21 protein-coding genes and 1 pseudogene are annotated in these 23,067 nt (G+C 44.4%); 7 read left to right on the plus strand and 15 right to left on the minus strand.

Annotated elements, in window-relative coordinates:
* Positions 1–234: 234 nt before the first annotated feature.
* From C8R11_RS15935 to C8R11_RS14105, 5 genes and pseudogenes are all read right to left on the minus strand, one after another.
* Positions 235–402: a nucleotidyltransferase domain-containing protein gene (locus C8R11_RS15935; protein WP_146159123.1), complete on the minus strand. Its 168-nt coding sequence runs from the start codon at positions 400–402 to the stop codon at positions 235–237.
* A gap of 109 nt (positions 403–511) precedes the next feature.
* Positions 512–922 (minus strand): surface-adhesin E family protein, encoded by a 411-nt coding sequence (locus tag C8R11_RS14090; protein WP_107796259.1) that lies wholly within the window; start codon positions 920–922, stop codon positions 512–514.
* Positions 923–1,059: 137 nt separating this feature from the next.
* A pseudogene (locus C8R11_RS14095) lies at positions 1,060–1,701 on the minus strand (YfdX family protein); the annotation flags it as partial.
* A 47-nt stretch (positions 1,702–1,748) separates the two neighbouring features.
* Positions 1,749–1,982: a hypothetical protein gene (locus C8R11_RS14100; protein ID WP_107796261.1), complete on the minus strand. Its 234-nt coding sequence runs from the start codon at positions 1,980–1,982 to the stop codon at positions 1,749–1,751.
* A gap of 460 nt (positions 1,983–2,442) precedes the next feature.
* A complete protein-coding gene (locus C8R11_RS14105) occupies positions 2,443–2,784 on the minus strand; it encodes a DUF4156 domain-containing protein (RefSeq protein ID WP_244907706.1) in 342 nt (113 codons plus the stop codon).
* A 132-nt stretch (positions 2,785–2,916) separates the two neighbouring features.
* Here C8R11_RS14105 and C8R11_RS16290 point away from each other — a divergent pair, with 132 nt between their 5' ends.
* Positions 2,917–3,075: a hypothetical protein gene (locus C8R11_RS16290; protein WP_181258273.1), complete on the plus strand. Its 159-nt coding sequence runs from the start codon at positions 2,917–2,919 to the stop codon at positions 3,073–3,075.
* 337 nt (positions 3,076–3,412) lie between these two features.
* On the plus strand, positions 3,413–4,105 hold the full coding sequence (locus C8R11_RS14110) for a PEP-CTERM sorting domain-containing protein (RefSeq protein ID WP_107796263.1): 693 nt from the start codon (positions 3,413–3,415) through the stop codon (positions 4,103–4,105).
* A 467-nt stretch (positions 4,106–4,572) separates the two neighbouring features.
* On the opposite strand, the gene alaS is transcribed toward C8R11_RS14110, so the two are convergent.
* Genes alaS through recA form a run of 4 tightly spaced genes read right to left on the minus strand, consistent with a single transcriptional unit; the run spans position 4,573 to position 9,055 of the window.
* Positions 4,573–7,164, minus strand: coding sequence for an alanine--tRNA ligase (gene alaS, locus C8R11_RS14115; RefSeq protein ID WP_107796264.1), 2,592 nt, complete (start codon positions 7,162–7,164; stop codon positions 4,573–4,575).
* 12 nt (positions 7,165–7,176) lie between these two features.
* Positions 7,177–7,527 (minus strand): hypothetical protein, encoded by a 351-nt coding sequence (locus tag C8R11_RS14120; RefSeq protein WP_107796265.1) that lies wholly within the window; start codon positions 7,525–7,527, stop codon positions 7,177–7,179.
* Complete coding sequence (recX, locus tag C8R11_RS14125) at positions 7,524–7,976, minus strand: recombination regulator RecX (protein WP_107796266.1); 453 nt, start codon at positions 7,974–7,976, stop codon at positions 7,524–7,526. Before recX ends, C8R11_RS14120 begins: the two co-directional genes overlap by 4 nt.
* Positions 7,977–8,008: 32 nt before the next feature.
* Complete coding sequence (gene recA, locus C8R11_RS14130; RefSeq protein ID WP_107796267.1) at positions 8,009–9,055, minus strand: recombinase RecA; 1,047 nt, start codon at positions 9,053–9,055, stop codon at positions 8,009–8,011.
* A gap of 332 nt (positions 9,056–9,387) precedes the next feature.
* On the opposite strand from recA, the gene adk reads away from it, so the two are divergent.
* The 3 genes from adk to C8R11_RS14145 all read left to right on the plus strand — a co-directional run bounded on the left by adk (position 9,388) and on the right by C8R11_RS14145 (position 13,684).
* The gene (gene adk, locus C8R11_RS14135; RefSeq protein WP_090700173.1) at positions 9,388–10,041 is read left to right on the plus strand and encodes an adenylate kinase; all 654 of its coding nucleotides are present in this window, start codon (positions 9,388–9,390) and stop codon (positions 10,039–10,041) included.
* A gap of 175 nt (positions 10,042–10,216) precedes the next feature.
* On the plus strand, positions 10,217–11,476 hold the full coding sequence (locus C8R11_RS14140; protein WP_107796268.1) for a 6-phosphofructokinase: 1,260 nt from the start codon (positions 10,217–10,219) through the stop codon (positions 11,474–11,476).
* Positions 11,477–11,626: 150 nt separating this feature from the next.
* The gene (locus C8R11_RS14145; RefSeq protein WP_090700065.1) at positions 11,627–13,684 is read left to right on the plus strand and encodes a sodium-translocating pyrophosphatase; all 2,058 of its coding nucleotides are present in this window, start codon (positions 11,627–11,629) and stop codon (positions 13,682–13,684) included.
* 86 nt (positions 13,685–13,770) lie between these two features.
* On the opposite strand, the gene C8R11_RS14150 is transcribed toward C8R11_RS14145, so the two are convergent.
* From C8R11_RS14150 to def, 6 genes are all read right to left on the minus strand, one after another.
* Positions 13,771–15,030 carry a sigma-54-dependent transcriptional regulator gene (locus C8R11_RS14150; RefSeq protein ID WP_181258275.1) on the minus strand — a complete coding sequence of 420 codons (1,260 nt, stop codon included), beginning with the start codon at positions 15,028–15,030 and terminating at the stop codon, positions 13,771–13,773.
* Positions 15,031–15,053: 23 nt separating this feature from the next.
* Positions 15,054–17,210 carry a sensor histidine kinase gene (locus C8R11_RS14155; RefSeq protein WP_107796270.1) on the minus strand — a complete coding sequence of 719 codons (2,157 nt, stop codon included), beginning with the start codon at positions 17,208–17,210 and terminating at the stop codon, positions 15,054–15,056.
* Positions 17,207–17,812: a DUF4390 domain-containing protein gene (locus C8R11_RS14160; RefSeq protein ID WP_107796289.1), complete on the minus strand. Its 606-nt coding sequence runs from the start codon at positions 17,810–17,812 to the stop codon at positions 17,207–17,209. The genes C8R11_RS14155 and C8R11_RS14160 overlap by 4 nt, the downstream gene beginning before the upstream one ends.
* A 7-nt stretch (positions 17,813–17,819) precedes the next feature.
* On the minus strand, positions 17,820–19,097 hold the full coding sequence (gene rsmB, locus C8R11_RS14165; protein ID WP_107796271.1) for a 16S rRNA (cytosine(967)-C(5))-methyltransferase RsmB: 1,278 nt from the start codon (positions 19,095–19,097) through the stop codon (positions 17,820–17,822).
* On the minus strand, positions 19,094–20,044 hold the full coding sequence (gene fmt / locus C8R11_RS14170; protein WP_107796272.1) for a methionyl-tRNA formyltransferase: 951 nt from the start codon (positions 20,042–20,044) through the stop codon (positions 19,094–19,096). Before fmt ends, rsmB begins: the two co-directional genes overlap by 4 nt.
* A 71-nt stretch (positions 20,045–20,115) precedes the next feature.
* Positions 20,116–20,619, minus strand: a complete 504-nt coding sequence (gene def / locus C8R11_RS14175; protein ID WP_107796273.1) for a peptide deformylase — start codon at positions 20,617–20,619, stop codon at positions 20,116–20,118.
* 102 nt (positions 20,620–20,721) lie between these two features.
* On the opposite strand from def, the gene C8R11_RS14180 reads away from it, so the two are divergent.
* Both C8R11_RS14180 and dprA read left to right on the plus strand, forming a co-directional pair.
* Positions 20,722–21,759: a LysM peptidoglycan-binding domain-containing protein gene (locus C8R11_RS14180; protein ID WP_107796274.1), complete on the plus strand. Its 1,038-nt coding sequence runs from the start codon at positions 20,722–20,724 to the stop codon at positions 21,757–21,759.
* Between the two features lie 129 nt (positions 21,760–21,888).
* Positions 21,889–22,983 (plus strand): DNA-processing protein DprA, encoded by a 1,095-nt coding sequence (dprA, locus tag C8R11_RS14185; protein WP_107796275.1) that lies wholly within the window; start codon positions 21,889–21,891, stop codon positions 22,981–22,983.
* Positions 22,984–23,067 lie beyond the last annotated feature (84 nt).

Consider the following 23,067-nt stretch of genomic DNA (forward strand, 5'->3'; position numbering starts at 1 on the left):
ATAAAAAAGTAATTGTGGAATGAGGCACGACTTGCTAAAGTGATTATGACAAAGTCGCTCGGTAATTAGACCGACAGTTTCCCTTGGTAATCACACTAGTACATGTAATATTGTTTTAAAGCATTTAGTTAGTTAGATTAGTATGAGCTTCTCAGATTATTATTTTATCCGCAGAACTCGCAAAAGTTATTTTCTGATTCAAGTCGGTCATTTGATGACGGTAGTATTGATTGATTATGGAACTACTATTGCCAGATCAATGTCACTGCCGAAGTGCTTTTGTTGTTCGGTGTTTGCCTGAGAGCCGAACAATATCACCAGTCTGATAGCGGAAGACTGTGAAACCAACTCAGTCAATTGCCGCGCAAGTTGTGACTTTGAATGAGTTGGTGTCCTATTCATGAAACGGTCAGATGAACGGATATTAAACTGTCTGGCAGGATAGCATTGATTGTCAGTTCATTCATGGCTTTCATCCGGTCTGGCCTAAACGGGAAAAGTCGATAACTATTTAGTCATTTAATGCGGGATGATTACAGGCCATTTTCCATTCAGCCTCTCTTACGCTACCGGGCTCGATTTTTTCCCATTCCTGAGGTTGACTGTAAGAACGGATAAGTTCCCCCCGCCCCATATTCCAGTTGTATAACTTGAACGCAAGCTCTTTAACATGCTTGCCCCGGCAGTCATATTTTCGCCGGACTTTTTTTGACAAAAAGTAAGCGCCGGTATCTTCCTGTTCGATTTTATAATCAAACAAAGTCCACATCTTAACCCGGTCATCTGCCATGCTAATAGAGGTTAAGTCAGCGTAAATTGTATAACCGCCATCTTCTTCCCTTTCAGTTATCTTGATCCATTCAACAGCCATTGAATCCGTGCTGAAGAAAAGTAGCATTAAAATCAATATTAATTTGTTCATAGCATTGTTTTATCCTTTTGGCAAAAATACGAGATATCATTGTAGGCGGATTCGGATAATAATGCCAAAAATTGCGGGACAAGTACGCTTATCAAACAAGAATGAATAGCGTGATAGTGTACTTGTTGGTTGACCAGTTATTCCTTGTCGAACGGTTCCATATAATCCGAAATAAAATTGCGGATTTCTTCAAAATAGCCAGTGCCGGGCGCATTTCCACCGATTCTTTCCTCAAGCGTATCCAATCGTTCATAAAGCACACGATAGTTATCTTGATTGCCATATCCAAGCGCCTCAGCTGTTTCCAGCTGCAAACGCGCGTCGCCAATGGAACGTACAAGCGCTTCATTTTCAGCATTGGTGCGATTGGTTTTCTTTGTCAATGCCTGTGCGTTTTCAAGTATTTCGTCGGCCCGTATAATGGGCAACGGAGAAACATAGTTGGTTACCGTCAGTGAATTCAATGCAGTTTGCAGAGCTGCTTGCGCATTTTCAAGCTTATTCGCATCAATCAGTGGAATGACACGTTTGATTACATCTGGATATGTCGCCAATGGGATACTGGTGACACTGAGAACGACTTCACTTGCCAGACCGGTTAAAATGGCCCGTGCTTTCTGAATTTCCTTGTCTTTAAGATAATCTATAGCCTGTTTTCTGGCCAGTTCAATATCAGCCAGGCTTGGATTTAAATGATGAATGGTGATGTGTGTATCAACAGGCGCAAAAGCCAGGCTCGGTTCGCGTGCGAGCACGATTTCAAGCTCACCCAATGCGTCCTCTAATGCTTCTAGAGCTTCCTGTTTTTTCTCATTTTTAAGTGCGTTTACGGCTTTTTTGTCTTATTAATTGCTGCGACTGCTTCGTTAATAATTTCTTTTTCTTTTTTATTAACTTGATCATCAACTTTTGCCCGCTCAGTTTCACTTATAACCTTTGCGCTAGCCAGACCAGTCGATTGGGTAGTTGATTTGCTGTCTTTTGCAGTAAGCGGCAGTGTCCACAAAATAACTGATACTAAAATTATATTTATCAACAATGAAAATGTATTAAATTTCATAATTCATACTCCTTCATTTTGTTCGTTGAATTTTGAATACTGATTGCAACGACTACGTATCTTGGTACATTTTTCTATTTTTCAACATGTGCGTGCCAGGTCGCCTGTTAGTCGCTTTGAGTCGATAGCATGCACAAAATTCTCGTTATCCAACGGAAGTGGCTAGTACTCTAGCAACTTAGAAAAGCTAATCCACCGAAGAGCGATCACAGAATGCTTCGTCATCTCGTTGCAGTGCTTGCCAAGTGCCGGCCATTACCTGCAAAGCTGCGACTTATGACGAAACACCCTGTGAATGCCGTGTCCGTCATTTCTAGGTTGTAAGACTTGACTTCATTTTTCAGTGCTTTTTGTAGCTGTGTTCATGCAAGATCTGGTCCCTCTGTTTGCCGTGGACATTGATGGTTAGCAGCAACTTCAATCAAATCTGAACTTTCACAAGGCTTTTATAATGGAAACTTCAATAATTGCGATTGGATTGGAAGCACTGATAAACAGCGAAAGTGCGTCTTCCGTCGCTAATTTCGGAAATGGGAATAATTGTATCGCCGCCTATTAAAGCGGCCTCATTACGTGCAAGCGCTGCAAGTTCACCCGCGACTTTTTCCGCATCACGGTCAAACACAACTTTACCAACAACCTTGGCATTCACATTTCCCAGCTTTTTGCACGATTCAATTGTTCGGGTCGATTGCACCAGGCGAACACCTTCTCCTTTCGGACTTACCTTAACCCATGCACAGGATGACAGTATTAACAGTAATAAGACACAACAGAAAACAATTAGAATTTTTTTCATCATCTCACCTCAAATCGACAAGAATTGTTGTCAACGACACCAAATTGCGCATTGTATACGTATCATGCCGATAAAAAATCGACAATTCGCAAAGCTATTCGCAGTAATCAAAGTTATACACCCGGAGATTAAGCAATGAAAGATGAATATGGTTTCATGACCACAGCGCAAGGTAAGTTTTATGTACCGGTAGAGGCTGCTCAAATGCCTGTTTATCAATTACAAGAAAATTCTACTTTTGACTTCGGTTGTCATTTGGGGGGGGTACTATTGCGTTTTCAACCCAATCTGTAAGCATTTTTTTGTCATGTTTCTGAGAGTCTGGCAATAGAGGAGCTTATGTCTCAGTGGTTCATTATCTGTAACAATCTTCTGGTAATGTAGCAACGCAGTAATTAACCTCTCAATGATTTGCTTAGGTCAATTTTTTCATTATTTGTCGAGGAATTTTACAATGAAAATTAAGGTGAGCACAGTGAAAAAGAATGTCTTGTTAACAACAATCTAACCGTATGTATTTTAATAATAATTTTTCATGAATTGTCATGGCTAGAATGGTGGCGCAATTATTGCTTCCTTTTGTTTGGTGGATAAGGAATTTTTCCTTATCAATATTCCTTTGGAGATTATTATGCAAAATAAAATCAGGTTGATCGGGTTGGTAGCTGTCACGGTTTTTATGGCGATGGCGAGCACTGTACATGCAACCTACTGGAATCTTTTCAACATTGAAGGTGAATCATCGATTTCAGCCAGTTATGTTACCTATGGAAGTCTGAATGACATGCTGACTGATACCAACCGTTTGAGTAATTCTCAACCTAATTCGTTTGGTTTTGGCAGTAACATCGTGGGGTCAGGTTCGGATGGCACAACCTACTGGAATCTTTTCAACATTGAAGGTGAATCATCGATTTCAGCCAGTTATGTTACCTATGGAAGTCTGAATGACATGCTGACTGATACCAACCGTTTGAGTAATTCTCAACCTAATTCGTTTGGTTTTGGCAGTAACATCGTGGGGTCAGGTTCGGATGGCACAACCTACTGGAATCTTTTCAACATTGAAGGTGAATCATCGATTTCAGCCAGTTATGTTACCTATGGAAGTCTGAATGACATGCTGACTGATACCAACCGTTTGAGTAATTCTCAACCTAATTCGTTTGGTTTTGGTAGTAATATCGTGGGATCAGGTTCGGATAACAAAGCTAGCAACCCTGACAATCCGCGTCCCGTACCCGAGTCTCCTATTCTTGTTCTGTTGGGTATTGGTCTTGCAGGATTCGCAGTTGCCCGTCGTAAAAAAATTAACGAACATTGAGGTTTGATCTTGCCATACAATATGCGAAAGCAGATGTTAGCAAGCGCTATTATAGGATGGAGCTGTCGAAAAATAGCTTTTTTGAGAAAAATTCAATTTCCAACATAATGATTAATTGATATTCTATTTTATTTAAGTTTCTGTTTTTTAATATTTTACGGCAGCTCCGGGATGCATTTTATCACTTCAAAACATGCCATCGTATTGTTTAATAGTACGATAGAGTTGAATATATTACACGGCAAGTATGAACATATAGTATGAACGATATGGTCAATATTTTTGCCATTGACAGCAATTGAATTGCCGCATATCAATTTTCAGAATTCTGATGGTGTGGTTTTGTTAAAAAAATTTGGAATGTGAATGAACCAACAGGGTTAAGATGGGTGTTTCTTCCGGGGGAAGGGTCGAACCCCTCGCCTTATAAGCAAGGAGTGTTTATTTATCTTTCAGTTTTCTCAATTCTATAATTTATTCTCAACCCAGCCAATTACACTTTTAAGTGCCGCAGGCAACTGATTCGGCTGTGTGCCGCCTGCTTGCGCCATATCCGGCCGCCCGCCGCCTTTACCGCCTACTTGCTGGGCGACGAAGTTGACCAGTTCACCGGCCTTGACCTGTTTTGTTAAATCATCACTGACGCCTGCGATCAAAGTGATTTTTTCGGCTTCTACAGTACCTAATACAATGACGCAGGTTTTGAGTTTATCTTTCAGTTTGTCCAGGGTTTCACGTAGCGATTTGGCGTTGGCGCCTTCGAGGTTGGCAGTGAGCACTTTGATACCATTAATTTCCTGTGCCTGATCGGCTAGCCCAGAGCTTTGATAAGCGGCCAGTTTGGCTTTGATTTGTGTCAGCTCTTTTTCGGTTTGTTTGACGTTGTCGATAATCTGGGCAATTTTCTGATTGATTTCCTGCGGGCTGGTTTTGAGTGTTTGTGCGATTGTCTGTAATTGTGCTTCGCGCTGCTGCACATGATCGAGCGCTGCTTTACCGGTCACGGCTTCAACGCGGCGGATGCCTGCAGCAACGCCTGTTTCGCTGATAATTTTAAAAAAACCAATCTGCCCAATTTGCGCGACATGGGTGCCGCCACAGAGTTCTGTCGAGAATTCGCCCATGCCGATGACGCGCACGACATCGGTATATTTTTCGCCGAATAACGCCATCGCGCCTTGTTTGATGGCCTCATCATATTTAATATGTTCGGTTGTGACTTGCCAGTTATGGCGGATTTGTTCATTGACCAGGCGCTCGATTTCACGGGTTTCTTCGGCTGTGAGCGGCGTGTTGTGCGAAAAGTCAAAACGCAACCGGTTGGCGTCAACCAGCGAGCCTTTTTGTGTAACATGGTTGCCGAGCACTTTGCGCAACGCGGCATGCAGGAGATGGGTGGCTGAATGATTATTTGCGGTGCTGGTGCGCGTGAGCGGATTGACTCTGGCCTGAACATGATCTTTGACGATTAGCCGGCCGCTTTGCAATAATCCTTTGTGACCAAATACATCCGCCTGGATTTTTTGTGTATCCGAGACGGTAAAGGTACCGTTGGCGGCCATGAGCTCGCCGCTGTCGCCCACTTGTCCGCCGGACTCGGCGTAGAAGGGTGTATGGTCCAGTACGATGACGGCTTCATCACCGGCCTCGATAAAGTCGACAGGAGTACCTTGCTTGTAGATCGCAAGGATTTTTCCTTCATGTTGTAATGCGTCATAGCCATGAAAGACGGTTTGGTCGCCGCTGTAGTTGAATCCTTCGGTCATGGTGAATTTGTTGGCTGCGCGTGCCTGTTCACGTTGGCGTGCCATGGCTTGCTCAAAACCGGCGGTGTCAATACTGATGTCACGTTCACGGGCGATGTCAGCGGTTAAATCCAATGGAAATCCGAAAGTGTCGTATAGTCGAAATGCTGTTTCACCATCCAGTACTTTTATTTTCTGGCTCAGTGCATTTTCCAGTACTTGCATGCCATGTTCCAGGGTTTCGGCAAAACGTTCTTCCTCTTGTCTCAAAACACTGGCAACACGCTCATTGGCAGCTATCAGTTCAGGATAGGCGTCGCCCATGCTCCGACTCAAGTCTGCTACGAGCCGGTAAAAAAAAGGTTCGTTTTGTCCGAGACGATAACCATGACGAATGGCGCGGCGAATGATGCGCCGCAGCACATAGCCGCGTCCTTCGCTGCTTGGAATGACGCCGTCGGTAATCAAAAAAGCGCAGGCGCGGATATGATCGGCAATGACCTTGAGTGAATTATCGTTGAGATTTTGCGTATTGGTGACGCGTGCAGCGGCCTTGATCAATTTCTGGAACAGGTCGATTTCATAGTTACTGTGAACCTGTTGCATGACAGCGGAGATGCGTTCCAGACCCATGCCGGTATCGACGGATGGTTTGGGAAGCGGGTGTAATTCGCCGTTGCTGTCGCGGTTGTACTGCATAAAAACCAGATTCCAGATTTCGATATAACGATCTCCTTCAGCCGTGACGGAACCCGGAGGGCCGCCAGCCACATCCGGGCCATGATCGTAAAAAATTTCGGAACAGGGGCCGCAAGGTCCGGTATCGCCCATTTGCCAGAAATTGTCCGAAGTGTCGATGCGCACAAAACGTGCTGCGTTCACGCCAATTTCATTGAGCCAGATGTCGGCCGCTTCGTCGTCTTCAGCGTACACGGTTATCCATAATTTTTCCTGCGGTATTTTGAGGGTCACAGTCAGAAATTCCCAGGCGAACTGAATGGCATTACGTTTGAAATAATCACCAAAACTGAAGTTGCCGAGCATCTCGAAGAAGGTGTGGTGGCGCGCCGTATAGCCAACATTTTCCAGATCATTGTGCTTGCCGCCGGCACGTACACAACGCTGCGAGCTGGCTGCACGTGTATAGCTTCTTTGATCTTGCCCCAGAAAAACGTCCTTGAATTGCACCATCCCGGCGTTGGTGAACAATAATGTCGGGTCATTGCCGGGTACCAGCGGGCTGGAGGAAACAATGGTATGACCGTGTGATTCAAAGAATTCCAGGAATTTTTGTCTTATTTCGCTGCTTTTCATATCTGTTAATGATTATTCGTATCTTTGTAATTCTACAACCGTCGTGCCTAAGGCTTCACCCTTGATAATCGCCAAACTTTCGATGCGTACGCGAACAGTGATTTCCTTATCCATTCTTGGCAGATTGGAGCTGGTGAGTATGATTAATTCACCGCTGTCATCTTCCAGTACATAGGCTTTGAGATCAATGACAGGAATACGTGTCGGATCTTTTGTGATGCCTCTGAGTGTCACTAATTTACCGTCGAAATCGGCAGGTGATGTATTGATTTCATGAATAGCGGTAATTTCGCTGGCATGAACGAAGCCTGCTAATGGGAACAGTATGAGCAGGCATACGATGAGTGCTGAAATTGTTTTCATATTCTTTCCTTTTCAGCTTGTAATAATACCTGACGAATAATGTCCGACGAAAAACCTCTATTGATCAGAAAGCGTATCTGTCTGCCGCGTGCTTTTAAATCATCGGGTGGTGCACCGAATTTTTTTTGCCAGATATGCAAGGCTGTTTCGAAGTCAGTTTCTTTAAGGTCAGGTAAGATCTGTGCAATTAAATGTTCTTCAATGCCTTTGTCTTTTAGTTCGCGCACAATGCGCCGACTGCCAAACCGCGCTCTACGGGTACGTGTGGCTTGTTCGACAAAGCGTTCTGCTGACAAGCAGCCATCAAGTTCGAGCTGATCCAGCAGGTTGATCAATGACTGCGGTGAAGATGCGTGTGCGGACAATTTTTTTTCCAGCTCAAACCGGGAATATTCACGTCTTGCCAGGTAACGCAGTGCGCGTGTTTCCAATGTCGGTTTGTCGTTCATTATAGTTACAATTGCGGTGGTAAAAGTGTTGGTTATTTCTCATCATTTGTCGGTTCACCTGCTGGTTTTCCGGTTTTTTTACTTTTGTCTATGATACTGACGGCAGTGCGAATTTTCTGTTCAATCTCCTGGGCTATTTTAGAATGCTCTCTAAGGTATTCGCGCACATTATCTTTTCCCTGGCCAATTTTTTCGCCGTTGTAGGAATACCAGGCGCCTGCTTTGTCGATTAGTTTATGTTGTACGCCGAGTTCGATGATTTCGCTTTCGCGGGAAATGCCTTCGCCATATAGAATATCAAATTCGGCTTGTTTGAAGGGTGGCGCCACCTTGTTCTTAACTACTTTGACGCGAGTTTCGTTGCCGATTGTTTCTTCGCCTTTCTTGATGGCGCCTGTGCGGCGTATTTCAAGGCGTATGGAGGCATAGAACTTGAGTGCGTTTCCGCCAGTGGTTGTCTCCGGATTACCAAAAATAACACCGATTTTCATGCGTATCTGGTTAATGAAAATCACCATGGTGTTGCTGCGTTTGATGTTAGCGGTCAGCTTTCTGAGCGCCTGCGACATCAGCCTGGCCTGTAAACCCATTTGTGGGTCGCCCATTTCGCCTTCAATTTCAGCGCGTGGCGTCAGGGCGGCGACAGAATCGATAACGACAATATCAACGGAACTGGAGCGCACCAGCATATCGGCGATTTCCAATGCCTGCTCACCGTTGTCCGGTTGTGAGATTAATAGTTCCTGCACATTGACTCCAATTTTTTGTGCATATTGGGGGTCGAGGGCATGTTCAGCGTCAATAAAAGCTGCAGTTCCGCCGAGTTTCTGCATTTCGGCAATCACCTGAAGTGTAAGCGTGGTTTTGCCTGATGATTCGGGGCCGTAGATTTCAATGACACGGCCGCGCGGCAAACCGCCAACTCCTAAAGCTATGTCCAGGCTGAGTGATCCGGTGGACACAACTTGTATGTCATTGGCGACATCGTTGGCGCCCAAACGCATGATGGATCCTTTGCCGAACTGTTTTTCAATTTGGGAAAGTGCTACAGCCAGTGCTTTACTTCTGTTTTCGTCCATGTTTTTTCCTGTGAAGATTCGGCGCATTATCGCATATTCGGAATTACTTCAATGAAGCTTGTTGTTTTCAAAATTCTTTTTGGAGATTGCTGGGTTCTAAAAAAATAAAATAAAATAAAACAAAACTCGAGTATCTCGTCAGCCTACGATATAATAACGTATTAAGGTTGAAGTGGCAGCGCATTAAGCACACATCAGGCGCGTGATATGGCATTGAAAGATGACGTCAGGCGCAGGGCGTGTGCGTTTTAAATTCGTTCTGGATTTGCTTTTTTGCTGCTAACTATGCATTTATTGTAAAACATACTGATAAAAGAATAGGGAGAACAGCTATCCGAGTTATATTACTAGGCGGTCCCGGTGCAGGTAAAGGAACGCAAGCAAATTATATCAAGGAACATTTCGGTATTCCGCAAATTTCTACGGGTGATATGCTGCGTAATGCTGTCAAGGAAGGCACCGAGCTTGGCATGCTGGCCAAAAAAATCATGGATTCCGGTGGACTGGTATCTGATGAAATTATTATTAATCTAGTTAAAGAGCGCATCGCTCAACCTGACTGTGCCCAGGGCTTTTTGTTTGATGGTTTTCCACGTACTATCCCGCAGGCTGATGCCATGAAGGCGGCAGACGTGCAAATTGATTATGTGGTAGAGATTGATGTTGCAGATGATGAAATCATCCGGCGCATGTCGGGTCGAAGAGTGCATCCTGCTTCAGGCCGCACCTATCATATCGAATTCAATCCCCCAAAAGTTGACAATCTGGATGACGAAACCGGTGAACTGCTCATACAGCGTGATGACGATAGGGAAGAGACTGTCAAAAAAAGACTGGCGGTCTATCATGAACAAACTGAGCCGCTCATTTCCTATTACTCAAATTGGTCTGAAGAGGGCACAAACAGTGCTCCCCGCTATATCAAGGTTGCCGGAGTAGGGAATGTTGAAGAAATTCGTGACAGGATACTGACGGCACTGAACTAATCACTATTAGTTTATCTGTATCGTTTCATCGTAATACTTTCCAAAATTAGAGCGACAACATTATGCTGGTTATGATTTTGTTGTGCTGTGATTTTTGTTTTGCTGGATTTTAATAATTGTATCTTTTGACAGTATAGTTTTGCTTACGATTTGATTAATCAGGAGAAATAAAAATATGTCAATAAAAAATGCATTTTATGCCCAGTCGGGTGGTGTAACTGCTGTTATTAATGCATCAGCAGCTGGTGTCATAGAAACAGCGCGCCAGCATGCCGATAAAATTGGCGATGTTTACGCGGGCCGCAACGGTATTATTGGTGCGCTGACTGAAGATTTGATAGATACCAGTGCCGATTCAGCCGAAGCGATTGCCGCATTGCGCCATACACCATCCGGTGGATTCGGTTCATGTCGCTACAAGCTGAAAAGCATTGAACAAAACCGCCGTGAATACGAACGTTTGATTGAAGTTTTTAAAGCGCATAATATCGGATACTTTTTTTATAATGGCGGTGGTGATTCTGCCGACACCTGTCTCAAAGTGTCGCAGATTTCCGATACGCTGGGTTACCCGATTCAGGCGATTCACGTGCCTAAAACAGTAGATAACGATTTGCCTGTTACAGATTGTTGTCCGGGGTTCGGTTCTGTAGCTAAATATATTGCGGTATCCACGCGTGAAGCAAGCTTTGATGTGGCCAGTATGGCGAAGACATCCACCAAGGTTTTCGTTCTTGAAGTCATGGGACGCCATGCTGGTTGGATTGCTGCAGCCGGTGGTCTGGCTTCCAGCCAGGATTGTGAAATTCCGATTGTTATTCTGTTTCCGGAAATAACATTTGATAAGGCAAAATTTCTTGCCAAAGTGGATGGTTATGTCAAGCAATTTGGCTATTGTTCTGTCGTAGTATCGGAAGGTGTCAAGGGTGAGGATGGGAATTTTCTATCCGATCAAGGGCTGCGTGATGCTTTCGGGCATGCGCAACTGGGTGGTGTTGCGCCGGTTGTGGCCAATATTATCAAGGATGGTCTGGGGCTTAAGTATCACTGGGGTGTGGCTGATTATTTGCAACGTGCCGCACGCCATATTGCTTCCAAAACTGATGTCGAGCAAGCTTACGCGATGGGTAAGGCTGCAGTGGAGTACGCCATTGCCGGTCATAACTCAGTCATGCCGACAATTGATCGCGTTTCCAGCGCGCCTTACACGTGGAAAGTGGGTATGGCGCAGCTTGCGAATGTCGCAAATGTCGAAAAAATGATGCCGGCCGACTATATCAGTGAAGATGGATTTGGTATCAGTGAAGCATGCCGTGAGTATCTGTTGCCGCTCATAGAGGGAGAAGATTATCCGCCGTATAAAAATGGTTTGCCTGATTACGTGCGGTTGAAAAATGTTGCAATAGAAAAGAAACTGGAAAAATTCGAAATTTAGGTTGCATAAAAAAAGATGCATTTAAACAGCAAGTGCATATAAAATATGCGCCTTTTGTGCAGGATTTTGAACAAGTGTTTAATTATGTGGAATTATTAGGCCAATATTCTACGTATAATTTTGATGGTCTGACTTTAAGTGGAGTTCTTTATGTCTAACGGTTTAATTATCGCAATTGGTAGCGCGATTCTGGCCCTGGTATACAGCGGCATATGGATTAGGGGTATTTATATCCAGTCTACCGGCAATGCTCGCATGCAGGAAATTGCTTCTGCAATACAGGAAGGTGCTTCGGCATATCTCAATCGTCAATATACAACCATTGGTATAGTGGGTTTGATTCTATTCCTGGCCATTGGCTTGGCATTGACATGGGACACTGCAATCGGTTTTGCACTGGGTGCCGTGCTATCCGGTGCCGCTGGTTATCTGGGAATGAATGTCTCTGTTCAATCAAATGTACGCACTGCCGAAGCCGCACGTACAGGATTGAATGAGGCGCTAGCCGTCGCATTCCGCGGTGGCGCGGTAACAGGCATGCTGGTAGTCGGCTTAGGTCTTCTGGGTGTTGCCGGTTACTGTGCCTGGTTATTCAGCGGTGCAGATCCGGACACACCGGTGAGTGATGTAATCAAGCCATTGATTGGTTTTGCTTTTGGTGGTTCACTGATCTCCATTTTTGCGCGTTTGGGTGGCGGTATCTTTACCAAGGGTGCAGATGTTGGCGCAGATCTGGTCGGTAAAGTTGAGGCCGGAATTCCAGAAGATGACCCACGTAATCCGGCTGTAATTGCAGATAACGTGGGTGATAATGTCGGTGATTGTGCGGGTATGGCAGCTGACTTATTTGAAACCTATGCGGTGACAATTATCGCTACCATGTTGCTGGGTGCATTACTGTTTACCAGCAATGCGATGAGTGCCGTGGTATATCCACTCATGCTGGGCGCCGCTTCTATCGTTGCTTCAATTATCGGGTGCTACTACGTCAAAATACAAGATGGCGGAACGATCATGAAGGCACTATACCGTGGACTTATTGTTGCGGGGGGTATTGCGTTGCTTGCTTATTTGCCTGTGACGGTCTGGTTTATGGCTGATATGACACTCGAAGTTTCAGGTGTTGAAGTAGCGGGTGGTGCACTGGTTATGCGCGTATTTCTCGCTGCTGCGATTGGTTTGTTACTGACAGGTGCTATGGTTGTGATTACTGAATATTACACTTCCACTGACTATCCTCCCGTGCAACATATTGCTGAAGCATCTACAACCGGACATGCTACTAACATTATTGCTGGTCTGGGTGTTTCCATGCGTGCAACGGCAGCGCCGGTATTGGCGGTTTGCTTGAGCATCCTTATGGCCTATTCATTAGCAGGTCTGTATGGGATCGCCATTGCAGCGACTGCTATGCTGTCGATGACCGGTATTATCGTGGCACTGGACGCTTATGGTCCGATTACCGATAATGCGGGTGGTATCGCGGAAATGGCGGAAATGCCTGAGTCTGTTCGCGCGATTACTGATCCGCTTGATGCGGTAGGTAATACCACAAAGGCGGTAACCAAAGGTTATGCAATCGGATCTGCCGGTCTTGCTGCGTTGGTGTTATTTGCGGATTATACGCATGGGCTTGAAGCTGCTGGTCATTTGTTGTCATTTGACCTATCCAATCATATGGTGATCATTGGTTTGTTTATTGGTGGTTTAATTCCGTATTTGTTTGCTGCTATGTCGATGGAAGCAGTCGGACGTGCTGCCAGCTCTGTGGTGATTGAGGTGCGCCGCCAGTTCAATGAGATTCCAGGAATTATGGAAGGTACGGCAAAGCCTGATTATTCTCGCGCGGTTGATATGTTGACTAAAGCTGCGATTAAAGAAATGATGATTCCATCACTCTTGCCAGTCCTGGCGCCATTGTTGGTAGGTGTTCTGCTTGGACCGCAAGCACTGGGTGGTGTACTGATGGGTTCTATTGTGACTGGATTGTTTGTAGCAATTTCCATGACTACCGGCGGTGGTGCGTGGGATAATGCCAAAAAGTACATTGAAGATGGTAATTTCGGTGGTAAAAACAGTGAAGCGCACAAAGCTTCTGTTACCGGTGATACTGTAGGTGATCCTTACAAGGATACCGCTGGGCCGGCCATTAACCCGTTGATCAAGATTATCAACATTGTGGCATTGATGATTATTCCACTGCTATAAGTTGCTGTCGGTTGAATTCGTAAAAAAGCACGCCATTTAGGCGTGCTTTTTTTTGCTTAAGCGTTCCGTGCGATAAATGTAAAAAATCAATTTCCTCTTAACTTTATTCCGAGTAATTTAATCTTCCGGTATAAATGTGTGCGTTCAAGTCCGGCGCGTTCGGCTACGCGCGTCATATTGCCATTTTCTTCTTCAATTAGTCTTTCAAAATAGGTTTTTTCAAATAAATCACGCGCTTCTCGTAATGAGAGATCAAAAGGAATGTCAGGTGCAGATGATGTTGAGGTGGATTCTGGGAAAACCATGGCTTGTTGTACCATGTCTGCAGTAATTTCATCCCCGGTGCAGGTCAAAGCTAAAGAATGTACAACACCTGTCAATTGTGTCAGATTACCCGGCCAATCATAATTTCGCAGGCAATTTAATGCAGCCGTACTAAACTGTAGAATTGGCGAGACTTCTCCTGATTCAGCAAAACTTGATAAAATCTGATTAGCAAGATCTGGAATATCTTCCCGGTGGGCTCTGAGTGATGGAACACCGATGCTAAGTCCGCTCAATGATTCATATAGTTTTGCATGATAGCTGCCTTGTGAAGCGAGTTCGGCAAGTGGCTGAGAAGTAGCGCAAATCAGGCGCACATTATATTTTTCAAGTTTGCTTACTATTAATAATAAACCTTTTTGCGCTAGTTTATTAATTTCACCAATATCTTTCAGAAATAATAATCCGTTCTTGGCTTGTTCTAGCAAATCCAGGGGTTTCTCAGCTAAAATGGCCAGTGACTCTGGTTCGATCCATGAGGTATTGGGACGATGCAAAAAGCGTGCGCAGACTTCCATGCCTACGCCCGGTTCACCCATCAAAAGTAAGGGTGTTTTCAGATTAGCTACTTTTTCCAATTTCTTTTTCAGATCAATAATTAATGCACCCTTGCCCAGACTTGCCAGTGAGAGCGCAGCTTGTTGTTTGTTCTGGCCGCCACGCATCGCTTTGCCGACGGTACTTAATAGTTTTTGTAATGGTATGGGTTTTTCCAGATAACCAAATGCGCCAATGCGCGTTGCTTCTACAGCTGTATCTATAGTGCCATGGCCTGACATCATGATGACCGGCATGGTTAGCATGCCGCTACTTGCCCAGTCTTTCAACAGAGTTATACCATCTGTATCAGGCATCCATATGTCCAGTAATACTAGTTCGGGTCGTGTCTGATTTCGCCATACACGCGCCTGCTCAGCGTTTTCAGCTAGTGCAACGCGATAGCCCTCATCACGTAAAATTTCGGATAATAATTCGCGTATTCCGATTTCGTCGTCAACTACCAATATCGTATTATTCGTCATCATTCTAATTTTATCCTTAGTCTTTAGCTAAGTGATTCTAAATTCTTTGCCGCCGGCATAGTGATTATTATCTGGGCACCATGAGGTTTCAAATTTTCTACATGGATCGTTCCTTCATGCTCTTCTACTATTTTTTTGACAATGGGTAAACCCAATCCGGTGCCCTTAGCTTTGGTCGTAACATAGGGTTCAAAAACCCGCGATCTGACTTCATCTGAAAAACCGCACCCATTATCCCGCACAGTCAACTGTATACCGTTTGGCGCAATTTCTGTTTTAATTTCTATGTAAGGTTTTTCAATTCCGGTCAAAGCATCTTGTGCATTGAGCAACAGGTTATGCAAAACTTGGCGTAACTGTGCGGAATCTCCATTAATGGGAGGCAGGTTGTCTGCTAACGTCCGTTTAATGTGTATATGCTCTTTCTTCGCATTTGCGACATTCGCTGTCTCATATAGTGAGAGTATTTCTAACACCAGATTATTAATATCGAGTTTGCACATTTCCAGCGCGGGTGCACGTGCATACTGGTTAAACTCATTAACCATCCGCTTGAGTGCTTCAACCTGATTGACAATCGTTTCAGTTGATCGCTGCAGAAATATGGCATCTTGCGCATCAAGCTTTTTAACCAGTTTATGCACCATCCGTTCAGCTGAAAGTTGAATAGGGGTAAGAGGGTTTTTAATTTCATGGGCAAGTCGTCGAGCGATTTCACTCCAGGCTACGGCGCGTTGTACTTGCAGAAGACTGGTAATATCATCAAATACGACGACACCACCGCCGCCTGATATTTCGGGTAATCGTGTGCCGCGCAATAACAGAACCTGATTGTTGCCGCTATTTGTGCGCGTCATTTGTCGCTGCCACATGCCCGTTTCACCCGAATTGAAGCCTGCACGAATTTCTGTCACCAGGGCGTTCACCTGAGGTTCTTTTTCAACACAACCGTCAATAACCGAACCGTCCAGACTGATTAAAGGTGCTTGCAAAATTTGTTCAGCGCTACGATTAGCCTTAATCAGAGTTAAGTGTTCATCAAATACCAGTACGCCTGATGAAAGATTTGCAAGAATGCTTTCTAAATGTGTGCGTGCACTTTCCACTTCGTACTGATTATGCTGAGCGATTGCACGTGCTTCTTCCAGTTGTTGCGTCATTAAATTAAAGGATTCTGTCAGGACGCCCAGCTCATCCCGGGTTTGCACCAGATGGCGGCGACTGTAATCGCCCTGCGCGATTGCTCTGGTGCCTTCAGCCAGCATACCAAGTGGCGCGCTTAAATTTTCACTCAACAGTGAAGCTGTTGCCAATGCCGAAAAAAGGGATAATAAGAGCGCTAACGTTAAGGTTACACTATACAGTCGAGTCAAACCCTGCCTTGACAGTGAAAGCTCCTGGTAATCCCAATAGCCTGCTTGCACTTTTTCGGCATTCCTGGCTAAATAATCCGGAACTGGCTGTAGTAACTGAAGAATCCTAATGTCATCATCCAAACTTAGCACATTTACAGGTGCCAGTACACGTAGATACAATCCTTTGTCAGCTATCGGTTCAATGGCGCCGTATACTTTCTGGGTTCTTATATGGCGCATGACTGTTCTGCTGGGAACCTGAGGAAATGATGCCAGATTGGTTTCACTTGAGAAAGCAATCACTTTGCCGTCCTGATTAAATAAAGTGGCGGCTTCTATCTGGGATTGCAATAATAATTCGTTCAATGCCGCCACATGCGAAGTAGATGGTTCGGATAATGTCAGGGCCGCAACTTTAGCTTTTTTCTGCAGATCCTCCAGTAAATTTTCCAGCATTGTCTGTCCCAAGTGCAGACCGCTCTCAAGCGCCCGATCGACTTTGACATCAAACCATGATTCAATACTTTTTTCAAGGAACTGCACAGAGACTGTATATACCAGTACACCGGGTAAAATGGCCATTAACGAAAAAATCAACAATAAACGCAAAGCTAATCTAGAACCGAATACGCCCGATTTGAGTCGCCGTCTGAATCGCAGCAATAGATATCCGACAACGAACATAAAAAGCAATACGAAAACGATATTAATGATCAGCAGTAACTGGTAACGGCGTTCAAAAAAGTCGGTATTGGCGCCGGCTGTTGCCAGTAAAAACAGCATGACTGCGCCGAGCCCGGCACCGGTGATCAAGACATATTTCATTGATCACCTGATATCTGAAATGGTTGTTCCGGTGATGGCAGCTTCATATGCCATTCCAAGCGATCGGAACTCAAATTCCATGCGTTTGAACCAAGTGCTTCAACTTGGAAAGGTTTGGGCATGCGCGTTAAATCGAGCCATAATCTTAGTATTGCGTCATAATGAACATTGGATTTTAGTTCGTGTTTGATCGTCAGCGGGTGGTCACGCAGCTGTTCCAATGATCGTAACGCATCTTTCAGTGTAGTGAAATTTTTTGAAAATGTGCTATCGCTGAGGTGATACTGTCGTGTAAGGGCATGGTATCTTAAGCCAATGCGTGTTTTTATGCGCGCGACTTCCTTGTCGAACCAATACCAGCGTGGTTCAACAAGGGTAAACTTGTTGACAAAGTAAAGCACAACGCCTTTTTCAAGTGCTTTTTCAAGCGTCGGATTTAATTCAATCTTGGAGTCGATGCTGACTGCATAACCGTTTTCCACAGCAGCGAGCTTGAATGAGTTTACTTGAATACTGCCGTAGGCGAGCGCATTTGAGGCACATAACCATGCAGACGAAAGCGTGCATATGAGAACGAATTGTAAAAACCCTGATTGTTTCATGACATGTTTATCGTTTATGCAAGCGCGTATAGAAAAAACCATCATGTTGAATATCTGGTAATAGCTGACCATCCTGTATTTTGGGTTCTGAGAGCGGTTCAATTCGAGCATCGGAATGCTGTTGTAAAAATTGTTTTATTAGCAATTTGTTCTCTTCTGGGAATATTGAACAGGTGGCATAAAGCAACTTACCATTTCTTGCTAAAATTTGCCATAAAGCATGCAAGATTGCCTGTTGCTGAACAGAAAATTTTTGCAAATCACTTTCACGCCGCAGCCATTTAATATCAGGGTGTCGACATACCACTCCCGAGGATGAGCATGGTACATCAGCTAGAATACGATCAAATAATTTTCCATCCCACCATACGTCGGGGTGAGCCGCATCAGCGCAGACGATGCATGCCGCACGCTTTTGTAGGCGCTCAAGATTCTGTTTAACCTGAATAAGCCTGCTTTTATTATTATCAAGTACCGTTAGGGAAATGTCTGCCAGTTCTAACAAATGGCCGCTCTTGCCGCCCGGTGCGGCGCATGCATCCAACACGCGCATACCCTGTTGCACATCAAGCAATGGCGCAGCTAACTGAGCGCCGGCATCTTGTATGGAGACCAGTCCGTCATTAAACCCGGGTAGCTTTTCAACACCAACAGGTTTATTGAGCATTAATGCCTCAGGCCATATCAGCCTTGATTCCATGCCGCTATTTGCAAGCAGTTGCTGATAGGCTGCTATATTGATTTTGCTTTGATTGACACGTAAGGTCATGGGAGGGCGCTTATTATCTGCATTCAGGACTGCATGAAAATGATGTGGGTATTGGGCACGCAACTTGTCTATCCACCATTGCGGGTGGGAATAAAGACCCACTTCTTTTTCTGCTGCCTTTGTTAACAGCATTTCTTTCTGCCGGATGAAGTTGCGCAACACTGCATTGACCAGTCCCTGTATTTTTATACTCCTGGTAAGTGTTCGCGAGGCGGCAACAGCCTGGTTGACTATCGTATACGCCGGCAACTTGCTATAAAGCAATTGATATAGGCTTATTAGCAACAGGTAATATATTTTCTTATCCTGGGGTGGCTTGCTGAGCAGAATTGCCAGAATTTCAGAGAGCTGTCCATAAAAACGCAGCACGCCATAACTGAAATCCTGAATGGCGCCTTTTTGTTGACCAGAAAGTGTTGCATGTTGTTGCCAACATTCAAGGAGTACAGCTGTTAAACTGGATCCGGCTAAAACCTTACTGACAACCGATACAGCGATAAGCTGTGTTTTGATCATGTTTCAAGTGTCTTGTCGATGACATCAAAATAATCACCTGTGTGCATATTAAATCCAGCTAGAAATTCAGTTGCGGTCAATCGTTTTCCACCCGGCTTTTGTATGATTTCAAGGAGCAGTGAATCTGCTCCGCAAGCGACAGTAATACCATCACGTTCGGTTGCCATTATTGTTCCGCATCGACCGGAAATCTCCGGTATTACTTTTGCTTGCCAGATCTTGATTTTATTTCCCCGGAAAAGACTATAAGCACCAGGTGCTGGATTAAAGGCGCGAACCTTGCGTTCAATTTCTTCAGCTGACTGCTGCCAGTTGATTTGTGCTTCTGTTTTTTTGATTTTGGCAGCATAGCAAGCCTGTGATTCATCCTGCTGAACGGGTGTTAGTTTTTGTTGTTCGTACAGGCTCAAAGCCTTGATAATGGTATGTGCCCCCAGCCTGCACAGTTTGTCATGCAGCGTCTGGGTTGTATCATCTTGTGAAATATCTAAGTTTTCCTTTAAAAGCATGGCGCCGGTATCTAAGCCGGTGTCCATTTGCATAATGGTAATACCTGTGTCTTTGTCGCCTGCCAGAATGGCTCTTTGTATGGGTGCTGCACCACGCCAGCGAGGCAGTATGGACGCGTGAATATTGAGACATCCATAACGCGGTATTTTTAATACGGCTTCGGGTAAAATAAGGCCATATGCGGCTACAATCATGACATCCGCATTTATCGCGCTTAGTTGCGTATGTAATGCATGTTCTTTCAGTGATTGTGGTTGCAGTATCGATAATCCATGCATGTCAGCTGATTGCTTGACTGCGCTAGCAACCATTTTCATCCCTCTGCCGGCGGGCCGATCCGGTTGTGTGAGTACCAATGCAATTTCATGTTTTGTTTTCAACAATGCATCCAGCGCGGTTGCTGCAAAAACCGGTGTCCCTGCAAAAATTATTTTCATTATGCTGTTCGTTCTTCAATCAGTAGAAATGGATTTTAAATCATGGCAATAATTAAAAAATATTTTTTCGGTTACATTGCGCTGCGTTGATGTTTTTTTAATTTTGCCAGAACCCTGGATTGTTTAAACTTAGACCAGTATTCCACAAAGACCTTGCCCTCGAGATGGTCCATTTCATGCTGAATACACACGGCCAATAGTCCTGTAGCCTCAAGCGTAAAGGATTTTCCTTCGATATCCAGTGCTTTTACCGTTATTGATTCTGCCCGATTTACTTTGCCGAAAATTCCGGGCACGGATAAGCAGCCTTCTTCATACTCATGCGATCCGTTACGCACAATGATTTTTGGATTAATAAAGACATGTAGCTGATCATGCGTTTCAGAAGTATCAATGACGATAATACGTTCATGAACATCGACCTGTGTCGCTGCAAGACCAATACCTGGGGCGGCATACATTGTTTCAGCCATATCCTGAATCAGTGTGCGTGTTTTGTCATTTACATGAGTTACAGGTGTGGCGACAGTGTGAAGTCTTTCATCCGGGTATTGTAAAATTTTTAGAATAGCCATAAAAAAATTATCTAATTTAATAAACTAAACGACCTGTATAGACCGTATCATTGACGAGTAATTCTGCGCTCACTAAAACTATTTCTGTATTCGAGGTTATTTATGCGTAAGCTTATTATATCCATAATCCTGTTTCTAGGCCTGCTTTCTACGCTGCCAGTCAGCGCGGTTGATACTGGTATGTTGAGAAGTGATACACCCGATCGGTATGAGGTTGTAAAGGGTGATACATTGTGGGGAATTGCTGCGCGATTTTTGAAAGAGCCATGGCATTGGCCTGAAATTTGGGGGCTTAACCGTGATCAATTGAAAAATCCCCATAAAATTTATCCGGGTGATATCATTGTTTTGGAAAAAACACTGAAAGGCAACCGCCTGCAACTCATTAAGGGTAAGGGGGATCAGAGAACTGTTAAGTTATCGCCTCAAATACGTATTGAGCAAGTTAAATCTGGCGCCATTCCAAGCATTCCGGCATCTGTCATCGAGCCATTTCTCAGTCAACCACTAGTCGTTGAGAAAGGTGGTCTTGCATTGGCACCCCATTTACTGGGTACAAGTGATAACCGTGTTATTCTGAGTGCTGGCAACACAGTATATATAAGTAACATGCCATTTGATTTGGGTAAGGCATGGCAGATTTTTAGAACAGGTAAGGCATTAAAGGACCCCGACCGGAACAATCAGGTGATTGGCTATGAAGCAGAATATCTAGGCAATGCGAGTGTTAAAGCTTTTGATGAAATCAGTACGGCAGTCATTACGTATTCGACACAGGAAATTTTAAAGGGTGACCGTCTTATTCCCGCGCCCGGTATTATTTTCAATAATTATGCGCCACATGCGCCCGATTTATCTATCAATGGTCGAATAATATCTGTATATGGCGGAGTTACAGAAATCGGTAAAGGTTCTATTGTCACGCTTAACAAAGGTATGCTGGACGGCTTGGAAATGGGGCATGTTCTCGCAGTATATCGGAGAAGCCTGACTCGAATGCCGGATGGGAAAATGGTAGCGTTGCCAGATGAACGCAATGGGTTGGTTTTTGTATTTAGAGTATTTGATCATGTTTCCTATGCGCTTGTTGTGCAAAGCACAAGCGCAATTCAGATTCTGGATGCGGTCAAAAACCCATAAACCTGATATAAAATTAAAAATAAATTTTTCAATTGCAATACAATAATATTCGCTTGACAGTTGATATTTGTTACAGGAATACTAAAAAACTGAATATTCAGGCGGATCAGCGTTTTATTAAAAAATTATATGAAACATGAAGCAGACATTGAGTCCTGGCTTCAACTCTGTCTTATTAAGGGTGTGGGCGATGAGTCCATACGGCGGCTGTTAGTCGCCTTCGGCGCTCCTGCCGCAGTGTTAACTGCACCTGTAGCGGCACTTGAGCGGATAGTCGGAAAATCAATTGCAAAGCATCTAAAGTTTGGCGCCGACCCAGATAGAATTAATGTCACGATTGATTGGCTTAGGGATCCAACTAATTCGATTATTACTCTGGCAGACTCTGATTATCCGTCTCAATTGCTCAATATTTCAGACCCACCGCCTTTGCTTTATTTAAAGGGCAGACGTGAGCTTCTGAATGCACCTGCACTTGCAGTTGTTGGTAGCCGCAATGCGACACCGCAAGGATTATCCAATGCGGAGGCTTTTGCTGAATCAATCAGTAATGCAGGGATTTGTATTATCAGTGGCATGGCCCTCGGAATAGATACTGCTGCGCATCAAGGTGGTTTGCGCGGGGCTTCCGCAAGTATTGCTGTTGTTGGCACGGGGCTGGATATCGTCTATCCAGCAAGAAATCATCAACTGGCACATAAACTGGCAAAAAAAGGGGCGTTGATATCGGAGTTGCCGCTTGGTATGCCAGCTATTGGCAGGAATTTTCCCAGAAGAAACAGGATTATCAGTGGCATGAGCCAAGGCTGTCTGGTGGTTGAAGCGGCACTGCGAAGTGGATCATTGATAACAGCCAGGCAAGCACTGGAACAAGGGCGGGAAGTTTTGGCAATACCGGGTTCTATTCACTCTCCACTGTCAAAGGGCTGTCATGCGCTCATCAAAGAAGGCGCTAAGCTGGTTGAAAGCACCCAGGATGTTCTTGACGAATTGAATTATTCTGCCGCTCAAAAAAATCCAAGCACAACCGAACCAGTGGATAATGAACTGTCTAATGAAAATACAAGGCTACTCATGTGCCTGGGTCATGATGTTGTAGATGTGGATACTTTATGTGTGCGTAGTGGCTTGACGGTTGAGTCTGTATCCGCCATGCTATTAACGCTTGAACTTGATGGTCAGATCGCCAGCCTTCCAGGTGGATGTTATCAAAAAATTACATAATAAAAATAATATAATACAGTTAAATCATTAAATTCCATTATGTTACAGATCGTATAACTGATATGAAACGGATCTGCGGTCTAG

The sequence above is a fragment of the Nitrosomonas aestuarii genome, from assembly GCF_003046585.1.
Taxonomy (GTDB): domain Bacteria; phylum Pseudomonadota; class Gammaproteobacteria; order Burkholderiales; family Nitrosomonadaceae; genus Nitrosomonas; species Nitrosomonas aestuarii.